The 15,145-nt window shown below is 34.8% G+C and carries 19 protein-coding genes and 2 pseudogenes; 8 read left to right on the top strand and 13 right to left on the bottom strand.

Going from position 1 to position 15,145, the window contains the following annotated elements; genetic code table 11:
• The first annotated feature begins 102 nt into the window (after window positions 1–102).
• On the top strand, window positions 103–543 hold the full coding sequence (locus CYAN10605_RS15400; protein ID WP_015220870.1) for a helix-turn-helix domain-containing protein: 441 nt from the start codon (window positions 103–105) through the stop codon (window positions 541–543).
• Window positions 544–584: 41 nt separating this feature from the next.
• Here CYAN10605_RS15400 and frp read toward each other — a convergent pair whose 3' ends face one another.
• Window positions 585–698, bottom strand: a complete 114-nt coding sequence (frp, locus tag CYAN10605_RS18930) for a fluorescence recovery protein (RefSeq protein WP_190275002.1) — start codon at window positions 696–698, stop codon at window positions 585–587.
• A 30-nt stretch (window positions 699–728) separates the two neighbouring features.
• Window positions 729–968, bottom strand: a pseudogene (locus CYAN10605_RS17965) (ketosteroid isomerase family protein); the annotation flags it as partial.
• Window positions 969–1,022: 54 nt separating this feature from the next.
• On the opposite strand from CYAN10605_RS17965, the gene CYAN10605_RS15390 reads away from it, so the two are divergent.
• The gene (locus CYAN10605_RS15390; protein ID WP_051018162.1) at window positions 1,023–1,577 is read left to right on the top strand and encodes a fatty acid desaturase; all 555 of its coding nucleotides are present in this window, start codon (window positions 1,023–1,025) and stop codon (window positions 1,575–1,577) included.
• A gap of 231 nt (window positions 1,578–1,808) precedes the next feature.
• Here CYAN10605_RS15390 and CYAN10605_RS15385 read toward each other — a convergent pair whose 3' ends face one another.
• Entirely contained in the window at window positions 1,809–2,030 is a 222-nt protein-coding gene (locus CYAN10605_RS15385; RefSeq protein WP_015220869.1) for a hypothetical protein, read from the bottom strand.
• Between the two features lie 625 nt (window positions 2,031–2,655).
• Here CYAN10605_RS15385 and CYAN10605_RS15380 point away from each other — a divergent pair.
• The 3 genes from CYAN10605_RS15380 to CYAN10605_RS15370 all read left to right on the top strand — a co-directional run bounded on the left by CYAN10605_RS15380 (window position 2,656) and on the right by CYAN10605_RS15370 (window position 3,866).
• Complete coding sequence (locus tag CYAN10605_RS15380) at window positions 2,656–2,886, top strand: FeoA family protein (RefSeq protein ID WP_015220868.1); 231 nt, start codon at window positions 2,656–2,658, stop codon at window positions 2,884–2,886.
• A 76-nt stretch (window positions 2,887–2,962) separates the two neighbouring features.
• On the top strand, window positions 2,963–3,247 hold the full coding sequence (locus tag CYAN10605_RS15375; protein ID WP_015220867.1) for a DUF5132 domain-containing protein: 285 nt from the start codon (window positions 2,963–2,965) through the stop codon (window positions 3,245–3,247).
• Window positions 3,248–3,335: 88 nt separating this feature from the next.
• Window positions 3,336–3,866 (top strand): HMA2 domain-containing protein, encoded by a 531-nt coding sequence (locus CYAN10605_RS15370; RefSeq protein ID WP_015220866.1) that lies wholly within the window; start codon window positions 3,336–3,338, stop codon window positions 3,864–3,866.
• Window positions 3,867–3,883: 17 nt separating this feature from the next.
• Here the strand turns inward: CYAN10605_RS15370 and CYAN10605_RS15365 are convergent, their stop codons facing one another.
• From CYAN10605_RS15365 to CYAN10605_RS15350, 4 genes are all read right to left on the bottom strand, one after another.
• Window positions 3,884–4,240: a HepT-like ribonuclease domain-containing protein gene (locus tag CYAN10605_RS15365; protein WP_015220865.1), complete on the bottom strand. Its 357-nt coding sequence runs from the start codon at window positions 4,238–4,240 to the stop codon at window positions 3,884–3,886.
• Window positions 4,227–4,538: a nucleotidyltransferase family protein gene (locus tag CYAN10605_RS15360; RefSeq protein ID WP_015220864.1), complete on the bottom strand. Its 312-nt coding sequence runs from the start codon at window positions 4,536–4,538 to the stop codon at window positions 4,227–4,229. Before CYAN10605_RS15360 ends, CYAN10605_RS15365 begins: the two co-directional genes overlap by 14 nt.
• Window positions 4,539–4,549: 11 nt before the next feature.
• Window positions 4,550–4,855: a HigA family addiction module antitoxin gene (locus CYAN10605_RS15355; RefSeq protein WP_015220863.1), complete on the bottom strand. Its 306-nt coding sequence runs from the start codon at window positions 4,853–4,855 to the stop codon at window positions 4,550–4,552.
• Window positions 4,856–4,980: 125 nt separating this feature from the next.
• Complete coding sequence (locus tag CYAN10605_RS15350) at window positions 4,981–5,274, bottom strand: type II toxin-antitoxin system RelE/ParE family toxin (RefSeq protein ID WP_015220862.1); 294 nt, start codon at window positions 5,272–5,274, stop codon at window positions 4,981–4,983.
• A gap of 23 nt (window positions 5,275–5,297) precedes the next feature.
• Here CYAN10605_RS15350 and CYAN10605_RS15345 point away from each other — a divergent pair, with 23 nt between their 5' ends.
• The gene (locus CYAN10605_RS15345; protein ID WP_015220861.1) at window positions 5,298–7,517 is read left to right on the top strand and encodes a heavy metal translocating P-type ATPase; all 2,220 of its coding nucleotides are present in this window, start codon (window positions 5,298–5,300) and stop codon (window positions 7,515–7,517) included.
• A 123-nt stretch (window positions 7,518–7,640) separates the two neighbouring features.
• Here the strand turns inward: CYAN10605_RS15345 and CYAN10605_RS19475 are convergent.
• The 4 genes and pseudogenes from CYAN10605_RS19475 to CYAN10605_RS15335 form a co-directional block, all read right to left on the bottom strand.
• Window positions 7,641–7,745: pseudogene (locus CYAN10605_RS19475) on the bottom strand (hypothetical protein); the annotation flags it as partial.
• 32 nt (window positions 7,746–7,777) lie between these two features.
• Window positions 7,778–7,900: a hypothetical protein gene (locus CYAN10605_RS19345; RefSeq protein ID WP_277422485.1), complete on the bottom strand. Its 123-nt coding sequence runs from the start codon at window positions 7,898–7,900 to the stop codon at window positions 7,778–7,780.
• Between the two features lie 39 nt (window positions 7,901–7,939).
• On the bottom strand, window positions 7,940–8,806 hold the full coding sequence (locus CYAN10605_RS15340) for a LapA family protein (protein ID WP_015220860.1): 867 nt from the start codon (window positions 8,804–8,806) through the stop codon (window positions 7,940–7,942).
• 24 nt (window positions 8,807–8,830) lie between these two features.
• Entirely contained in the window at window positions 8,831–9,274 is a 444-nt protein-coding gene (locus CYAN10605_RS15335) for a hypothetical protein (RefSeq protein ID WP_041922946.1), read from the bottom strand.
• Window positions 9,275–9,590: 316 nt separating this feature from the next.
• Between CYAN10605_RS15335 and psb28 the strand changes: the two genes are divergently transcribed.
• Window positions 9,591–9,926, top strand: a complete 336-nt coding sequence (psb28, locus tag CYAN10605_RS15330) for a photosystem II reaction center protein Psb28 (RefSeq protein WP_015220858.1) — start codon at window positions 9,591–9,593, stop codon at window positions 9,924–9,926.
• 80 nt (window positions 9,927–10,006) lie between these two features.
• Here psb28 and CYAN10605_RS18925 read toward each other — a convergent pair whose 3' ends face one another.
• Both CYAN10605_RS18925 and CYAN10605_RS15325 read right to left on the bottom strand, forming a co-directional pair.
• Window positions 10,007–10,180, bottom strand: a complete 174-nt coding sequence (locus tag CYAN10605_RS18925) for a TLTLP motif-containing protein (protein WP_015220857.1) — start codon at window positions 10,178–10,180, stop codon at window positions 10,007–10,009.
• Window positions 10,181–10,564: 384 nt separating this feature from the next.
• Window positions 10,565–13,969, bottom strand: a complete 3,405-nt coding sequence (locus CYAN10605_RS15325; RefSeq protein ID WP_015220856.1) for a CHAT domain-containing tetratricopeptide repeat protein — start codon at window positions 13,967–13,969, stop codon at window positions 10,565–10,567.
• 308 nt (window positions 13,970–14,277) lie between these two features.
• Between CYAN10605_RS15325 and CYAN10605_RS15320 the strand changes: the two genes are divergently transcribed.
• The gene (locus CYAN10605_RS15320; RefSeq protein ID WP_015220855.1) at window positions 14,278–15,102 is read left to right on the top strand and encodes a metal ABC transporter permease; all 825 of its coding nucleotides are present in this window, start codon (window positions 14,278–14,280) and stop codon (window positions 15,100–15,102) included.
• Window positions 15,103–15,145: the final 43 nt, after the last annotated feature.

Below are 15,145 nucleotides of genomic sequence, written 5' to 3'. Positions count from 1 at the left end.
TAACAAGTAATTGTTAATAATTCCTAGTTGTAAGTGCAAGTTAAAACCATTGTCTATAAAGATAAAACCCAATTTTGTTAAATTCGTTTTACAGATAGTTTCATGTCAGGAGTTTCTCAAGTTAATATTATAGAGTCGATCGCAACTTTAAAAACCTTATTAAACGAGCAAAAAACTTCTGATAACTTTCAGAAAATCCAAGTTTTATATCTACTCAAAAGTAAACAAGTAAAAACCATCACAGAAGTAGCCCAAATAGTGGGGAAACATCGGGTAACAATTCAATGGTGGTTAAGATGTTATCAACAAGAAGGAATACAAAAATTTTTAAGAGATAAAAAAGATAAAAATAGCGGAGGCAGAAAATCAATTATTTCCGATAGTGTCATCAAAATATTAACGAAAAAACTGAGAGAAACTCCCGATTTTAAAACTTATAAAGACATTCAACACTGGTTAAATCAAGAGTTTCAAATTCAAGTTAGTTATGATGTGGTTTATTATTTAGTCAGAAAAAAACTTAAATACTGTCTCAAAAAATGAAATTGCATCTTGATGTAATTATTACCCCTAAAACCTCAAGCCTACATCTTAGATAAAGAAGAAATTTTCCCTAACTTTGCAGAGTCTAAACCAGTTAATTCTTCCAAACTAATCCAACCCTCTTTTAAAAGTTGAGCAAAAGTAAACACTAACATTCCTTCAGTATATTTATCAATAGAAATCTCTTAACGGATAAAATTTAATAACTCTTTAGGAGATGCTAATAAGTCAATCGCAACAAAAAAGATTTTATTCTCAGGATTAAGTAAAAAGCGCCAAGCAATATCCATACCAACGTTACCACCAAACCAAGGGGTTTGAACTTTTCCAGTCACTTTAATTTGAGTATAACCATCTTCTGCCGGTTCGGAAATTCCCTGTTGAGGAATTAGTTTTAAATTTTGACATTCTTCTTTCATAAATTTTCCTAATTGATACCAAAAACCAAGTTTGATATTAGCAGACCACACTGCACTGGTTTGTTTATCGTTGCCCATGATGGTATGCACGGTATTCTTTTTCCTTACAATCTTAATATCAATGATGCGATCGCAGCTTTAGCTTTAATTTTATATGGGGGGTTATCTTTCAGAGATTTAAGGGAAAAACATTATTTGCATCATCGTTTCACTGGTACGAGTCTTGATCCAGACTTTCATGAGCATAACCCAAATTTTTGCTTTTGGTATTTTAGATTTATGGGAAAATATGTCAGTTTTTTAAATTTGTGTCGTCTATGTTTATTAATTTTAATAATTGTTAATCTTTTTCACATTCACTGGTTAAATTTACTTTTATTTTGGGCTTTACCTTTAATTTTTAGTTCGTTACAACTATTCTTTTTTGGGACTTTTTTACCCCATCGTCATCATCAGGATAATCAATATAGTTTAGGTGCAATTAAGAGTCTTCATTTACCGATATTATTGTCTTTAATTACCTGTTATCATTTCAGTTATCATCAAGAACATCATCGCTATCCTTCTCTTCCTTGGTGGCAATTACCCCATTTGAGAGTCCATAACATGGGGTAACGATAACTTAATCCCTTTAACTATCACAAATGCACCCCTGCTAATAACCTCTCTACCTAAAAATTAACTGTTAAATTCGAGGTAGGATTCTAAGACGAAATGAGAATTACCTTTTCTCATCTGTTGTTAATAACACTTACCTCTTGTAACGGAAGCCCAAATTTTAATAATAATTTATCCTAATAAATTTACTTCTTTCTTTGAAATCTATTACTTATAACGATGATTTAATTAAGAATGATTTTTTTTGATGCTAGAAGAAAGATATAAACTACTTTTGATCATACTTTTCAATAACGGTTTACCTAACTTTACAGTAGCAGGAATGAATACTGTACCCATAACAATAGCACCTAATCCCAAGAGAGCGGTGCGATCGCCTTTTTGGTGATCTTCCATCATTTCTTTCAGATGTAATGTTAAAACCGACTTATCCCAATGTACTAAAGCCATAACAATACCTTTACAACTAATAAACTTCCTCTCAGGAATTATTGCATAATATTTGCATTAAAATTATATCTTAATAAAAATTAACAATTAATAATTTTGCCTCTATCACTTCTCGTCGTGTAAATTATTAGTTAGGGTAGGCTGAAAGGCAAGAGGCAAGAGGGGATTATTAAATAATAAAATAATAATTTATAAACTTTTAGTTTTTATTTTACTATAAACACTATTCAATAAGGGTTATGGGAGTTATTTTTTATTAATTTATCATAACCACACTCTGAAGAACCATAATCTTTAAAAATCTATTATTGAAATAATCGTTTTTCACTCGAAAGGAAAAAATGTGAGAAATATAGCTATATTTTTGTCAAGAAAGTGATAGCTATCGAAGGAGAATCAGGAAAAATTACATCAACAAACATTTTTCTAGTCATGGAATGTGTAAAGTGATTTTTTAAAATTAATAAAAGTGACATTTTTTTACTGATAAAAATAGTTAACAAAAGGTTAAAATAAATAATTGATCAAAAAAGTAAAGATTGCTATTATGAATATGAGGAAGTTAATAATTTTCACTATTCAATTAAGAATAATTAATTGTTTTATTGTCAAATAGAGGTTTAATATGTCGAATTATTTTCCTTTGTCAGATTTAAAAGTAGGCTCACAAGCTATAGTTGCAAAATTAGAAACCCAAGATGAAGGAATTATTCGTCATTTGATGGCAATGGGGGTGATTCAAGGAGTCAATATTTCCCTTGAAAGTAAATTCCCTTCCTATGTGCTTTCGGTGGGTAAAAGTAGAACTGCTTTAGATAAAGAAACAGCTTCTATTATCTATGTCTCTCAAGACTAATATAAGGGAAAACAATAACCTTCTTTAATTGATACTTTCATCAGTATTTACTAAGTTAATTTGCAAGGAGAAAATAATGCTAGATAAAATAAAAAATATGTACCAAAATGACCCTCTTAAAACTATTGCTATTGGTGTAGGTGCGGTGATTATCGCTCCAACAGTGGCTTCTTTACTCAAGCCAGTGGCTAAAGCTACTATTAAAACAGGAGTTATTTTATATCAAAAAACAAAAGAAACGATAGCTGAAACTGGAGAACAATTGGGAGACTTAGTGGCAGAAGCACAAGCCGAAGTTTTAGCTGAAAAAGCAGAAAATAGAGACAACATTACAGTTTTAAATCCCTCTTCTAATGATTAAAAAATGTAAAAATAATTGGCTATCTTACTTATTCAGAAAAAGAGATACTTATCTTCATATATATATTTATGATGAGGAGAAATAGATTATGACTAATGCAACAGTAACGGCAGAAAATTCTGCTATTACTACCACAGAAAATAAAGAACAAATTGCAACTTTTTTAAAGGAACATGAAGAAGTTGAAATGATTATTCCTGTTATGTTTGGACTATTTGTAACCAGTCAATTTCAATTAAGGGGTGCAAAGGCTTTATTAGTTAATTTAGGAGTAGCAACGGTTTTTCGTCAACTATTTAAGGAATTAAAAAAAAGTCCTTCTCAAGATACACAATCATCGACGACACAAAATCAAACCAATGTTTCTGAGGATGAGGAGGAAATGTCGATTCTTCACTCTGTTAAAGGCAGAATTAGATTGCGTATTCCTCAAATAAAAAAAGATGCACTATTTGCTAAACGCCTAGAAAGATTACTCAATGATGATGATAACGTTTTAAATGTGCGTATGAATCGCACCGTTTCCTCTGTGGTAATCAAATACGATGCAGGAAATTTATCGGATATGGATTTAGGGTTTAAGTTGATGAGTATTATTGATGCGGCGAAGGGAGAATAAGAAGTATTAGTTGTTAGTTATATTTCTGGTGGCATAGGGGGGATAATTTTTTCTAATTCAATAACAAGATTAGGAATGTCAACAGTGATTACTTGCCAAATTCTTTTTTGATCAACTTTTTCATATTGATAGGCAATAATATTCCTTTGCCCAATAATATCACTCCAAGGAATTTGCTTGTTTTCTTGCTGAAAATCATCGGATATTCGTCTTGCCGCTTCTCCTAATATTTCTAATTGTCTCTCGATCGCACTTTGTAATAAGATATTATTGCGGTATTCTTGCCATGAGGTATTTTCGGTAAAAAGAATAATTCTTTGACTCGATTGCCACATATCCCAAAGAAAAGCATAATTTCTATTAATTTGACTCATAAATAATTTGAGGATTATTGATAATTTCGTAACGAATAAAAGGATTAGATAATGCAGATTTTTCTACTAAGTCAACTTCCTGTTTGAATAAGTTTTTTAACTCATTTTTTAGTCTAACAATATCAAATAGACTCCACATAGCACTATCATCAAACGTGACTAAAACATCAATATCACTATTCTCATTAAATTTATTAGTCAAAATTGAGCCAAATAAAGCTAATTCTTTAACTAACCATTTTTGACAAATTTTTTCTAACTTATCTTGAGGTATTTTATCAATGTTAATTAAACTCATTATTTTTCATTTTAACTGGCAATATATTCTTTAATTTGGGCTAATACTTCCTTTTCTTTTGTTTGAGTGTGGAATAAATCCCAACGTAGTTGAAGGTTAAGCCAAAAGTCTGCTGATGTGCCGAAAAATTTGGCTAGGCGTAGAGCTGTACTAGGGCTAATGCCTCGACGACAATTTACTATTTCATTTACTCTCTGGTAAGGCACTCGGATTTTATCCGCTAATTCTCTTTGTGATATACCCATAGGCTCTAAAAACTCTTTCAGTAGCATTTCTCCGGGATGGGTTGGTTGTCTATGAGTAGGAATGTTGATCATGCTTATTCTATTCTCTATCAATATTAAGATTATGGTTTTATCTCGCAAAGGAGCAAAGACGCAAAGGGGTTAATCATCAATTATCGGTGTTGTCTAAGCAAGAGAAAGAAGTATGTAATTAATTCTTAGTGATAATCGATTATTTCAACTTCCCAAATATGGTTATTTTGCCAAGAGAAACAGATACGGTATTGTTGATTAATTCTAATATTATATTGTCCATCTCGATCGCCCTTTAGGGGTTCAAATTGATTACCTGGCGGTATTTTTAATTCAGCTAAAGAAATTATAGAATCTAATTGATCTAATTTTCTTCTTGCTATTTGCCAAAGATTTTGAGGACAAGTTTTTCGGGCTAATTTACTATTTTCCCCATAAAAAATATCCTCTGTGCCTTTATTTTTAAATGATTTAATCATAATAACATATTATCACGGTTTCCATGACATTAACTCAAGCAACAATCAATCATTCTCACAATAATCATCTCGGTGAATATTCCCTTGTCCATAGTATTGAGGGGAGAATCCGCCTTCGCACTCCTGTCTTAACAAAGGCTTTACAAGAACAATGGGAAAAACGTTTGATGGCAATGGAGGAGGTTAAGGATTATCGTTTCAATGTGTCCGCTTCTTCAATGGTGATTAATTATCAGAGAGAAATTTCTCAAGATGTTTTTTTAAATAGTCTCTTTTTAGGGTATAATTCAGATCATAATGGGATGTTCTCGTCAAAAATTGCATCTGACTCTACAAGTATTAACAATCGCACCTCTGACACTGACTCTCAAAATGAAGAATGCGATCGCCCCTCATGGTCTAATTTAACTTTACCATTAGTATCCACTGGTTTAGCTATTGTTGCCAATGGTTTCTCCTCCAGTTTAATCACGTTTTTGGCGAGAAGTGCCTTAATTACTGCTGGTTTACCCGTTGCGACAAGGGCGATGGAAAGTGTTTTTATCCATCATAAACTCAATATCGACTGTCTCGATTTAATGGCTTTGGTGTTGAGTGGTTTACAAGGTAAGTTGTTGACTCCCTCTCTGGTGATTACCCTTCATGAGTTAGGGGATTTGATTCGGGAATATACGGCGCGATCGACGGAACAAAAAACTGCTAATCTATTGGATACCATCGGGCGTTTTGCGTGGGTAGAAAGAGAAGGGGAAATAGTGCAAATTAAAAGTGATGAGGTGATAGCAGGAGAAATCGTCATCGTCTATCCGGGGGAACGCATCCCCGTTGATGGTATAGTAACATTTGGAGAGGCTACCGTTGATCAACAGCAACTCACCGGTGAATCTATGCCCATTGTTGCTCAAATTGATACCTATGTCTATGCTTCCACTTTGGTTCGATCAGGTAAAATAAAAGTAAAATCCGAAAGGATAGGCACTCAAACAAGAGCGGCGGCTAGTATAGAATTATTAGAAAAAGCCCCAGTCCATGATACCAGAATGGCAAACTATGCGGCAAAAGTTGCAGATAAGTTGATCATTCCTTCCATGATTTTAGCAGGAATTGTCTTCGCTACCACAAAAGATCCGACTCGCACCGCCTCTATTTTAACTCTCGATTTCGTTACTGGTATCCGTGTCTCTATGCCGACGGCTTTCTTAGGTGCATTAGATCACACTACCCGTCACGGTATTTTAGTTAGAAGTGGACGCACCATGGAATTGTTAGGGGAAATTGATACCATTGTTTTTGATAAAACAGGCACTCTCACGGAAGGTAATATTAAGGTGGTTGGGGTGGAAACTGTCAATGATAATATCACCCCTCAAAGATTATTGCAGTTAGCGGTATCTGCTGAACAAAGAATTACTCATCCTGTGGCCGAAGCTATCGTTAATTATGGGAAACAAGAGAAAATAGAAGTTTTACCCCGTAATAGTTGGGATTATAGCGTAGGTTCGGGCATGACGACAGAAATTGACGGTTTAACGGTGATGGTGGGTAGCGAAAAGTTTTTACGCTCTCAGGGAGTAAATTTTGCTTTTATTCCTGAAAATGAGGACAAATCAGATGTTTTAGAGGGTTTATCTTTTGTTTATGTTGCCTGTGATGGTGATTTAATGGGTTATCTGGAATATACTGATCCTTTGCGCCCTGAAAGTGCTAGTTTATTGTATGATTTACAAAATCTTTACGGCTTAGAAGTACATCTTCTCACTGGTGACAATCAAACAAGGGCGCATCAGGTGGCAAAAGTGCTTAATATACCCCCTCAGCAAGTCCATGCTGATGCTTTCCCTGAAGATAAGGCAAAAATTGTCAGAAATTTGAGTAGAGGCGGTAAAACGGTGGCTTTTGTTGGAGATGGTTTAAACGATTCTGTCGCTTTAGCCTATGCGGATGTGTCTATTTCTTTCGCTGATGGTTCGGATATAGCACGGGAAACGGCGGATGTTGTCTTAATGAATAATGATCTAAGTAGTATTTTAGAAGCAATTTTGATCGCAAAACAAACTCAAAATCTTATTGAACAGAATACCATGTTAGTGGTCGCTCCTAATCTCATCGGCTTGGGTTTTGCTTCTACTATCGGTTTAAATCCCCTACTCGCTACTATAATCCATAATGGAACGGCGATCGCAGCAGGGTTGAATAGTTTACGCCCCCTAGTGCAACATCAATTGGAAACTAAGGAAAATTGATTATTAGATACAAACCTGGTTGATTTTTATTTACAGCAAAAGGGAGACTTGAAACACTTATTGTTGCTTGGCTACAACAAGCAGGATAACCTGCTTCCTTACACTCAGTCGATCAAGTTTCGGTGCATCTGCAACCTTTGTCTGCTCTCCTTGAACTAAAGTCGCCCCATGTCTGCCTAAGCACGTTGGTACCGCACAATCAAACAAATCTATTCCAGATGCGATCGCATCTCTGATAATATTAATATTGACTTGAAAACTTAATTGTTGACAGTAGCTTTTCTCCAGAGCAAAAAACGGCGATCAAATTCTACAATCATTAAATTAGAATTAGGGCTATATTCCCATAAAAAATGAGCCGACAAAGGTGCTAATTTTACCACTCGCTCAAAAGTAAAACTGGCAACAATAACTCCGCCTCCTTAAAAATCCCAATCATCATCTTCATCATCAAAATTATCGTAATTTTCGGCAGTATTATTCGTTTGGGCAGGGGCAATAACCCGATAAGGGGCATCATAAACTCCTTTATAGGTTCTTTTTGGTTGGGGGGGGGATTCTTTTGCTTGTGATGGATTTTTTTTGGTTTTTTTGGGATTGATTTCGGTTTTTTCTCTTGATTGATAAGAATATGGAGAAGCCTGACGAGGTTTAAGTAAATTTTCAGGGGGATAATCTTCTTCTGACAGCTTACTTATCTCTGACATTGAAGTTTTGTTTTCTGTTTCAATTTCAGTAGAGGGGCTGTCAATGGGTTTTGGTTCTTCAATTTTGATTTTTTCTTCTTCTTCTATTTTATTAGTCGTTTCTTTTATATGCTCCTGTGTTTTGCTCTCACTCTCTATTTTTGTTTTCGGATAAGCTACCTCGTTTTCTGGAAGTTTATTGATAGGTAAAGGCGTATTGATAATAGGAGTGTCTGGTAAGTCTTCAAAAACATCATCTTCTTCCCATTGGTATTGAGGTTTTTCTTTTTCTATGGGAGGATTCTGGTTGAGAGAAATATTTGGTTTTGCTTTTATTGGTTGGGGAGATGGTTGAGGCGCAGGAGAGTAAGGGGGATTGAAAGATTGGTTTTTTTTATTTTTTGGAATTGGGTTATTACTTAACAGATTAATCATTAAACTGGAAATAATCCCGGTAAATAGTGCCATAAGTATCCAAACAAAAAGGGGTAAGGCAGGGGAATTAAAGCCGAAAAAGGTAAGAACGATCACACCTCTGTTTTGCAATCCAAATATGATACAAAATGCGATCGAGCCTATTAAAACAAAACTTTTAAATCCCATTAGATCTTTGAATACTTGTGATAATCATTTAAAAATAATATCATTTTTGCTTATTTTTTTCTGCTTAAGAGATTCTGAAATCCGTTTGAGGTTTTCTTGATTATTAATTGGTTGACGAGGATAAGGTAATTCATTATTGGGCCAGTTATCCATATCGTTACAAACACAACTGCTATTTTGTATCCCCACATCAATCATTGGCACTGGCATACTACAACGAGCACATTCAGTAATATCCCACTGAGAAGATAGTAATTGCTGAATAGTTTGAGATGTACCCTCTAAATAACAATCTCCTGTATTTTCGTCAGTGACTAATTGCCAACATTCTTCAAACTCATTAGCATAACCGTGACCATTTAAAATTTTAGAAGGTAAAATGGCTGTATTTTGGCTAGGAATAATAATTTTTTTTCCCAATTGAAACCAATAGGCGAGATATTTTTTTACCTTTGCTGACTCTGCCATAGAAATAATCATAGATTGCGATTTTACTTTCACTTCTATTCTATGGTAACGATTGATTGACATTCTTTGATAATTTTTAAGCTAATCTCCAGATTTGGGAATTGGGGAATTTAGAATAGTCTGCTTCGCTTGTTTTCCAAGCGGTAGGGAGTTTTAGAAAGTTGCGGTGAACTTACCAAATTATCTACAATCTCGAACTTATAACTTTCAAACTTTATGCCTCGGTTTTGCTAAATTTAAATCTTGATGAGCAATGGTATGAGATGATAGATAAGTATATAGTTTAATAAGATCAAGATAAAAAGGAAATTTGTCAATGGCTCGAATTGAATTTGCACAAGGTGTTGTAGAAGAATCTATTCCTGATGTTAGATTAACTCGTTCCCGTGATGGCAGTAATGGCACTGCAACTTTTCGCTTTGAAAGCACTAAAATTCTCGATAGTGGTAATACTCAAGAAGTAACGGGAATGTACTTAATTGATGAAGAAGGAGAGTTAGTAACTCGTGAGGTAAAATGTAAATTTGTGAATGGAGAACCAACTGCGATCGAAGCTATCTACGTTATAAAAAACCCTGAAGAGTGGGATCGTTTTATGCGTTTTATGGAACGTTACGCAAAAGAAAATGGTCTTGGTTTCACTAAATCATAATTCCATTGGGAAATAAGGCTTAAGAGTTCGGTTGATTGTGGTAATCATGCCGACTCCCTTGACACCATCTACCTAGAAAACTATTTTGGTATCAATAATAAAGATTTCGCAGGGGAAGAATTAGAGTTATCTGAAAAATTGGTGATTAAAAAAATAGGTATAGTCAGAGTTGTTAAAGCAATTAATGTACCTAGAATTTCCACAGATACTTGCTTAAAACCTTTTTTCTTCCTCGACGGTTCGCCAGCTTCCATATATAGATTGATAAATTTAACGTTAATTAAATATTGTTGTTTTTAATTGTTAGTAATAACTATGATAGCAGTGATTTTCAAGATAACTGTAATTAAGACGACGATCTTAACTTTTACTTTAATTTTGGCTACATTTAGGGCAAGAGGCAAAGATAAATAGTGAATAGTGAATAATTAATAACTCCGAACACTCATTACTCGTTACTTATTAGTTTCTCCAACACCTGCAACCCGAAACCTGAAACCTGACACCTTGTCTCCCTTTCTCCTCATCCCCTCATCCCCTCATCACCGTAAGGGTTGAATATATTCAACCCCTACCACCTGCAACCTGCAACCTGACACCTACTCTTATCCGATACTCTTAAACCGAACTGAGGTTAATTACTCAATAGTTCGCCAATCCCCCGAAGGAATAAACGCCGCCCAAAAAACAGGATGATAATATTTTTCGCTCTTTAACATTTCTAATTGTACGTTACGTAATGCTTCGGATCTTCCTTCCCCCTGAGTAAGTTTTTGATAGTATTTGATCATTAAATCTTTTGTGCCTTCATCATAAACATCCCATAAACTCATTAATTGACTCTCTGCCCCTGCCAAGACAAAAGCCCTTCTTAATCCATAAACCCCATCTCCATTTTTTACTTCTCCTACTCCCGTTTGACAGGCAGATAAAACCACTAATTTTGTTCCCCATAAATATAAGCTAGAAGCATCTAAAGCCGTCAATGCACCACTCATTTGATTTCCTTGAGGATTAAATCCCGTTAAAGCTAAACCCGATCGCAACAATGGATTTTCGCTTGTAATAATATTTGCTTCAAGATTGTTTTGGGTATCAGATAAAGTGGGAGGGGGAGAATTTTTGACATCAGGCAAAAAGAAGCCATGAGTAGCTAAGTGTAAAATTTTGGGTGCTTTTATTCTTGTAATATTAGTAGTATGGGCATCTTTTTCTGTATAGACTAATGGCTGAGAGAGTAGAGGGATTATTGCTTCGGCTTCCGCTTTTGTACCAGACAAAGCAGTACAGCACCATTGTAAAGCGTCTAAGTCTCCTCCTCGCAAATTTGCTCCCCGATTCATTGCCATAAAATTTGTATCGTCATTAATTTTCAAGTCATAGATAGGATTGGCAACAATAATAGCTTGGGATTGGGATTGAAATTTAGTTTTGAGTCTGAGCAAGTCTCGCCCACTGGTAAGATAACTAATGGAATAGTCTTCTACTAAATATTTACCTTGATTATCTTGCAAAGCGGCAAAGGGAATTAAGTTGAGTTGACTATCAGGAGAAACTAAGAGAGTTTTTTTGTTATTTAGTAAGGGTAAAAGTGGCTCAAAAATTAGCTTATAGAGTTGCTGTGCATATTTTTTTAAGTTATCTAAATCACTAATATCACCGTAGGCTAAATTACCACGAAAATGCTCTACTAATTGATCAATAATTTCTGTTTCACCTAAATCGATACCCTGAGATTTACCATTATGATCTAAAACATAGACTCCATAACGTGGTTTTCCCCAAGTTTCTGTTTTTGGTTCAAAAGGATAGTAAACGATATACTCCACTAAAACCGTATTTTCAGGTATTTGTTGAGCAATAGTCGAAAGGGTTATTTCTTCATTCAGAGTCCGAAATTCTGCACTATTATTGGATAAATCTGTTTCTAGTTGACGGATATTTTGCTCTAAACTGGCAATTAATTCACCATAAAGAGTCGGAGACATTTTCCCCACTCCTTGTAAGGTTAAAGAGGCGAGTTGACTTCTTTTTTCGGCGAGGGTATTAAAGATTTTTTCCGTTTCGGGGTTACTGTTTTGCCGTAGGGTAGAAACGATATTACTCATTGCATCTAATACTCTTCCTTTTCTACGTAGAATTGTGGTTAATGCTAAATCTGTGGCTTTTTGATTCTCTGGTGCATAGTTTAGATGTAGAGAAACAGTCCAATTTGTTGTGCCGTAAAGGGTGTTAATATAGGCTTGTTTTCTTAATTCATCACCACTACTGTTAAGAAATTCTGCAAGGTTAAATTCTTCTACGTTTGCACCTTGGGTAAGATAGTCTAAGGTAGAGTCTAATTTATCGGTTGCCCAGTAAACCATTGCCAAGTTGTTGAGATAGGTGGCATTGTCAGGATGATTTTCGCCGAAAACTTTTTGTTGAATCGTTATGGCTTGTTTGTAGAGAGGTTCAGCAGATTGATAGTTACCCTGATTATAGTAAAGCAAGGCTAAGTTATTGAACGATTGAGCAACATCTGGATGGTTTTCGCCTAATATTTCTTTTCTAATAGTTAAAGATTGCTGATAAAAAGGGGCGGCGGTTTCGTACTTTCCTTGAATACGGTACAATTCTCCTAAGTTATTAAATGAAGTGGCTGTAAAAGGATGTTTTTCACCTAATACTTCTTGATGGATTTTGAGGGCTTGTTGATATAATTCTTCGGCGGTTTGATAATCTCCTAAACTATAGTAAAGTAGTGCCAAATTATTGAGAGATTGGGCGGTATCAGGGTGTTTCTCTCCTAAGACTTTTAAACGAATGCTAAGGCTTTCTTGATAGAGGGGTTGGGCAGATTCGTAATTACCTTGAATACGATACAATTCCCCCAAATTGTTAAGACTTGTGGCAGTGTTGGGGTGGTTTTTTCCTAATACTTCTTTTTGAATTGCGATCGCATCTTGATATAATGATTCTGCTTCTTGATGATTGCCTTGGCTATGATAAAGCAATGCTAAATTGTTGAGAGATAAGGCTACATCAGGATGTTTTGCCCCTAAGATTTGTTGACGAATAGCTAATGTTTCTTTAAATAAGGGTTCGGCGGCGATATAATTGCCTTGATAATAGTACAGTAATCCTAAATTATTTAAACTGGTAGCGGTGTCAGGATGGTTATTCCCTAATACTTCTCGATAAATTGCGATCGCTTCTTTATAGAGGGCTTCAGCCCTTGGATAATCTCCCTTATTCTCCGCTAATAAAGCCATATTATTAAGGGTTTGGGCAACGTCAGGACTTTTTTGACCTGAAACTTGTTTCCTTACGGTTAATGCCCTTTCATAGAAATTTTGGGCTTTTTGATAATCCCCTTGATACTGATAAAGTAACCCCAGATTATTCATGGCCGTTGCGGTGTCAGGATGATTTTCCCCCAAAACCAAAAAATAAACCTGCAAAGCCTCCTCATACAAAGGTTGTGCCCCTTCATAATTACCCTGATTTTGATAAAGTAAGGCTAAATTATTAAGAGTAGTGGCAGTAGCAATATCCTTATCTCCTAAAACTTCCCTTTGAATTGCTAAGACTTCTTGATAAATTTTTTCCGCTTCCTGATATTTACCTTGATAGTAATATAAACCTGCTAAAGTATTTAAGGAAGAAGCGGTGCCGGGGTGCTTATTTCCGACTACTTCTCGATAAATACTCAAAGCCTGTTGATAGTAGTCTTCTGCTTTTTTATAGTCTCCTATTTCTCGATAGAGAGTGCCTAAGTTATTGATAGCTTCTGCAGTGTCGGGGTGCTTTTCTCCAACTAATTCTTTGGCTAAAACAATGATTTTTTCGGCGATGGGGATTGCTTCTTTGTATTTTCCTTGTTGATATAAACTGAATAACTGCTCATATAATTTTTCTGCTTCTGTATATTTTTCATTCTCAGAATTTTGCACAATTATATTTTGAGAAACAGTTATTGCTTTTAGGGGAAAAATATTAATATAAAAATCAATTACTCCCAGAGACAATAAAAATAAGAGTGTTTTTAGTAAATGAGTCATTTTTTTCTATATAGCAATCCTAAATCATTTGTAAAAAATAAAAGCGTGATAATAAACCTTTCCTAAAAGCCGACGATGAGACTAAATACATTGATTTATAAGCACTTTTATCCTGACTCGATGATTTCTACTACCATAATAATCTTCACAACTCAAATAGGATCGCTATATTAAATTATTTATACTGGTAGAGGTTATAATCTGGTATTACATAAAAACTGTTGCCTATTGCCTATTGCCTATTGCCTACCTTCTCCTAACTCAACTTATGCCCTTCCAGAGTATATATTATTGACGATTTATTCTTTATGATCACCAATTTTTTTTCTGCCCTACAATTAGAATTTATGCAAAACGCCATTATGGCTGGTTTTTTGGTAAGTATTGCCTGTGGTATTATCGGTACTTTTGTAGTAGTTAATCGCATTGTATTTATTAGCGGTGGTATAGCCCACTCTGCTTATGGCGGTATCGGTTTGGGTTACTTTTTTGGCTTTAATCCTATTATAGGTGCGATCGCATTTTCTCTATTATCTGGTTTCGGGATGGCCATAGTGGAGAGAAATACTGGAGAAAGAAAAGATACTATTATTGGCACAATGTGGGCGATGGGTATGAGTATTGGCATTATTTTTATTGATTTAACGAAAGGATATAAAGCCAATTTGATGAGTTATTTATTTGGCAGTATTTTGGCTGTGCCGAAACAGGATTTATGGATTATGTTGATACTAGATTTAGTAATTATTACGATGGTATGTCTTTTTTATAAAGAATTATTAGCTATTTCTTTTGACCCTATGTTTGCCACTACTCGTAATCTCCCTGTTAATTCATTATACTTGATGTTAGTAGGTGCGATCGCACTCACTATTGTTATGGTAATGCAAGTTGTTGGCTTAATCATGATTATTGCCCTATTGACTATTCCGGCGGCTGTTGCCAATCAATATGTTCAAGAAATGAAACAAATGATGATTTTAAGTAGTATTTTAGGAGTTATTTTTATTTTATTGGGCTTATCTCTTTCTTTTGTTTTTAATTTAACTTCTGGAGCTACGATTATTATGGTTGCTGGATGTGTCTATTTTCTCAGCTTAATTATTAAGCAATGGCAACTAAAATCTAACTAAGTTAGTTTGCATCTAAGTTTACTGGTAGAGATAGGCAAGAGGT

It is taken from the genome of Cyanobacterium aponinum PCC 10605 (genome assembly GCF_000317675.1).
Classification (GTDB): Bacteria; Cyanobacteriota; Cyanobacteriia; order Cyanobacteriales; family Cyanobacteriaceae; genus PCC-10605.
The sequence above is the reverse complement of the archived record's forward strand: the minus strand, read 5'-3'. Positions and strand labels throughout refer to the sequence as shown.

Excerpts from the sequence above, each read along its gene's own strand:
- CYAN10605_RS15355 (WP_015220863.1), bottom strand. The coding sequence starts at position 4,855 with ATGATCAACATTCCTACTCATAGACAACCAACCCATCCCGGAGAAATG.
- psb28 (WP_015220858.1), top strand. The coding sequence starts at position 9,591 with ATGGCTCGAATTGAATTTGCACAAGGTGTTGTAGAAGAATCTATTCCT.
- CYAN10605_RS15365 (WP_015220865.1), bottom strand. The coding sequence starts at position 4,240 with ATGAGTCAAATTAATAGAAATTATGCTTTTCTTTGGGATATGTGGCAA.
- CYAN10605_RS15375 (WP_015220867.1), top strand. The coding sequence starts at position 2,963 with ATGCTAGATAAAATAAAAAATATGTACCAAAATGACCCTCTTAAAACT.
- CYAN10605_RS15335 (WP_041922946.1), bottom strand. The coding sequence starts at position 9,274 with ATGGCAGAGTCAGCAAAGGTAAAAAAATATCTCGCCTATTGGTTTCAA.
- CYAN10605_RS15360 (WP_015220864.1), bottom strand. The coding sequence starts at position 4,538 with ATGAGTTTAATTAACATTGATAAAATACCTCAAGATAAGTTAGAAAAA.
- frp (WP_190275002.1), bottom strand. The coding sequence starts at position 698 with ATGTTAGTGTTTACTTTTGCTCAACTTTTAAAAGAGGGTTGGATTAGT.
- CYAN10605_RS15320 (WP_015220855.1), top strand. The coding sequence starts at position 14,278 with ATGATCACCAATTTTTTTTCTGCCCTACAATTAGAATTTATGCAAAAC.
- CYAN10605_RS15370 (WP_015220866.1), top strand. The coding sequence starts at position 3,336 with ATGACTAATGCAACAGTAACGGCAGAAAATTCTGCTATTACTACCACA.
- CYAN10605_RS15340 (WP_015220860.1), bottom strand. The coding sequence starts at position 8,806 with ATGGGATTTAAAAGTTTTGTTTTAATAGGCTCGATCGCATTTTGTATC.
- CYAN10605_RS15345 (WP_015220861.1), top strand. The coding sequence starts at position 5,298 with ATGACATTAACTCAAGCAACAATCAATCATTCTCACAATAATCATCTC.
- CYAN10605_RS15400 (WP_015220870.1), top strand. The coding sequence starts at position 103 with ATGTCAGGAGTTTCTCAAGTTAATATTATAGAGTCGATCGCAACTTTA.
- CYAN10605_RS15380 (WP_015220868.1), top strand. The coding sequence starts at position 2,656 with ATGTCGAATTATTTTCCTTTGTCAGATTTAAAAGTAGGCTCACAAGCT.
- CYAN10605_RS15350 (WP_015220862.1), bottom strand. The coding sequence starts at position 5,274 with ATGATTAAATCATTTAAAAATAAAGGCACAGAGGATATTTTTTATGGG.
- CYAN10605_RS15385 (WP_015220869.1), bottom strand. The coding sequence starts at position 2,030 with ATGGCTTTAGTACATTGGGATAAGTCGGTTTTAACATTACATCTGAAA.
- CYAN10605_RS18925 (WP_015220857.1), bottom strand. The coding sequence starts at position 10,180 with ATGGAAGCTGGCGAACCGTCGAGGAAGAAAAAAGGTTTTAAGCAAGTA.
- CYAN10605_RS15325 (WP_015220856.1), bottom strand. The coding sequence starts at position 13,969 with ATGACTCATTTACTAAAAACACTCTTATTTTTATTGTCTCTGGGAGTA.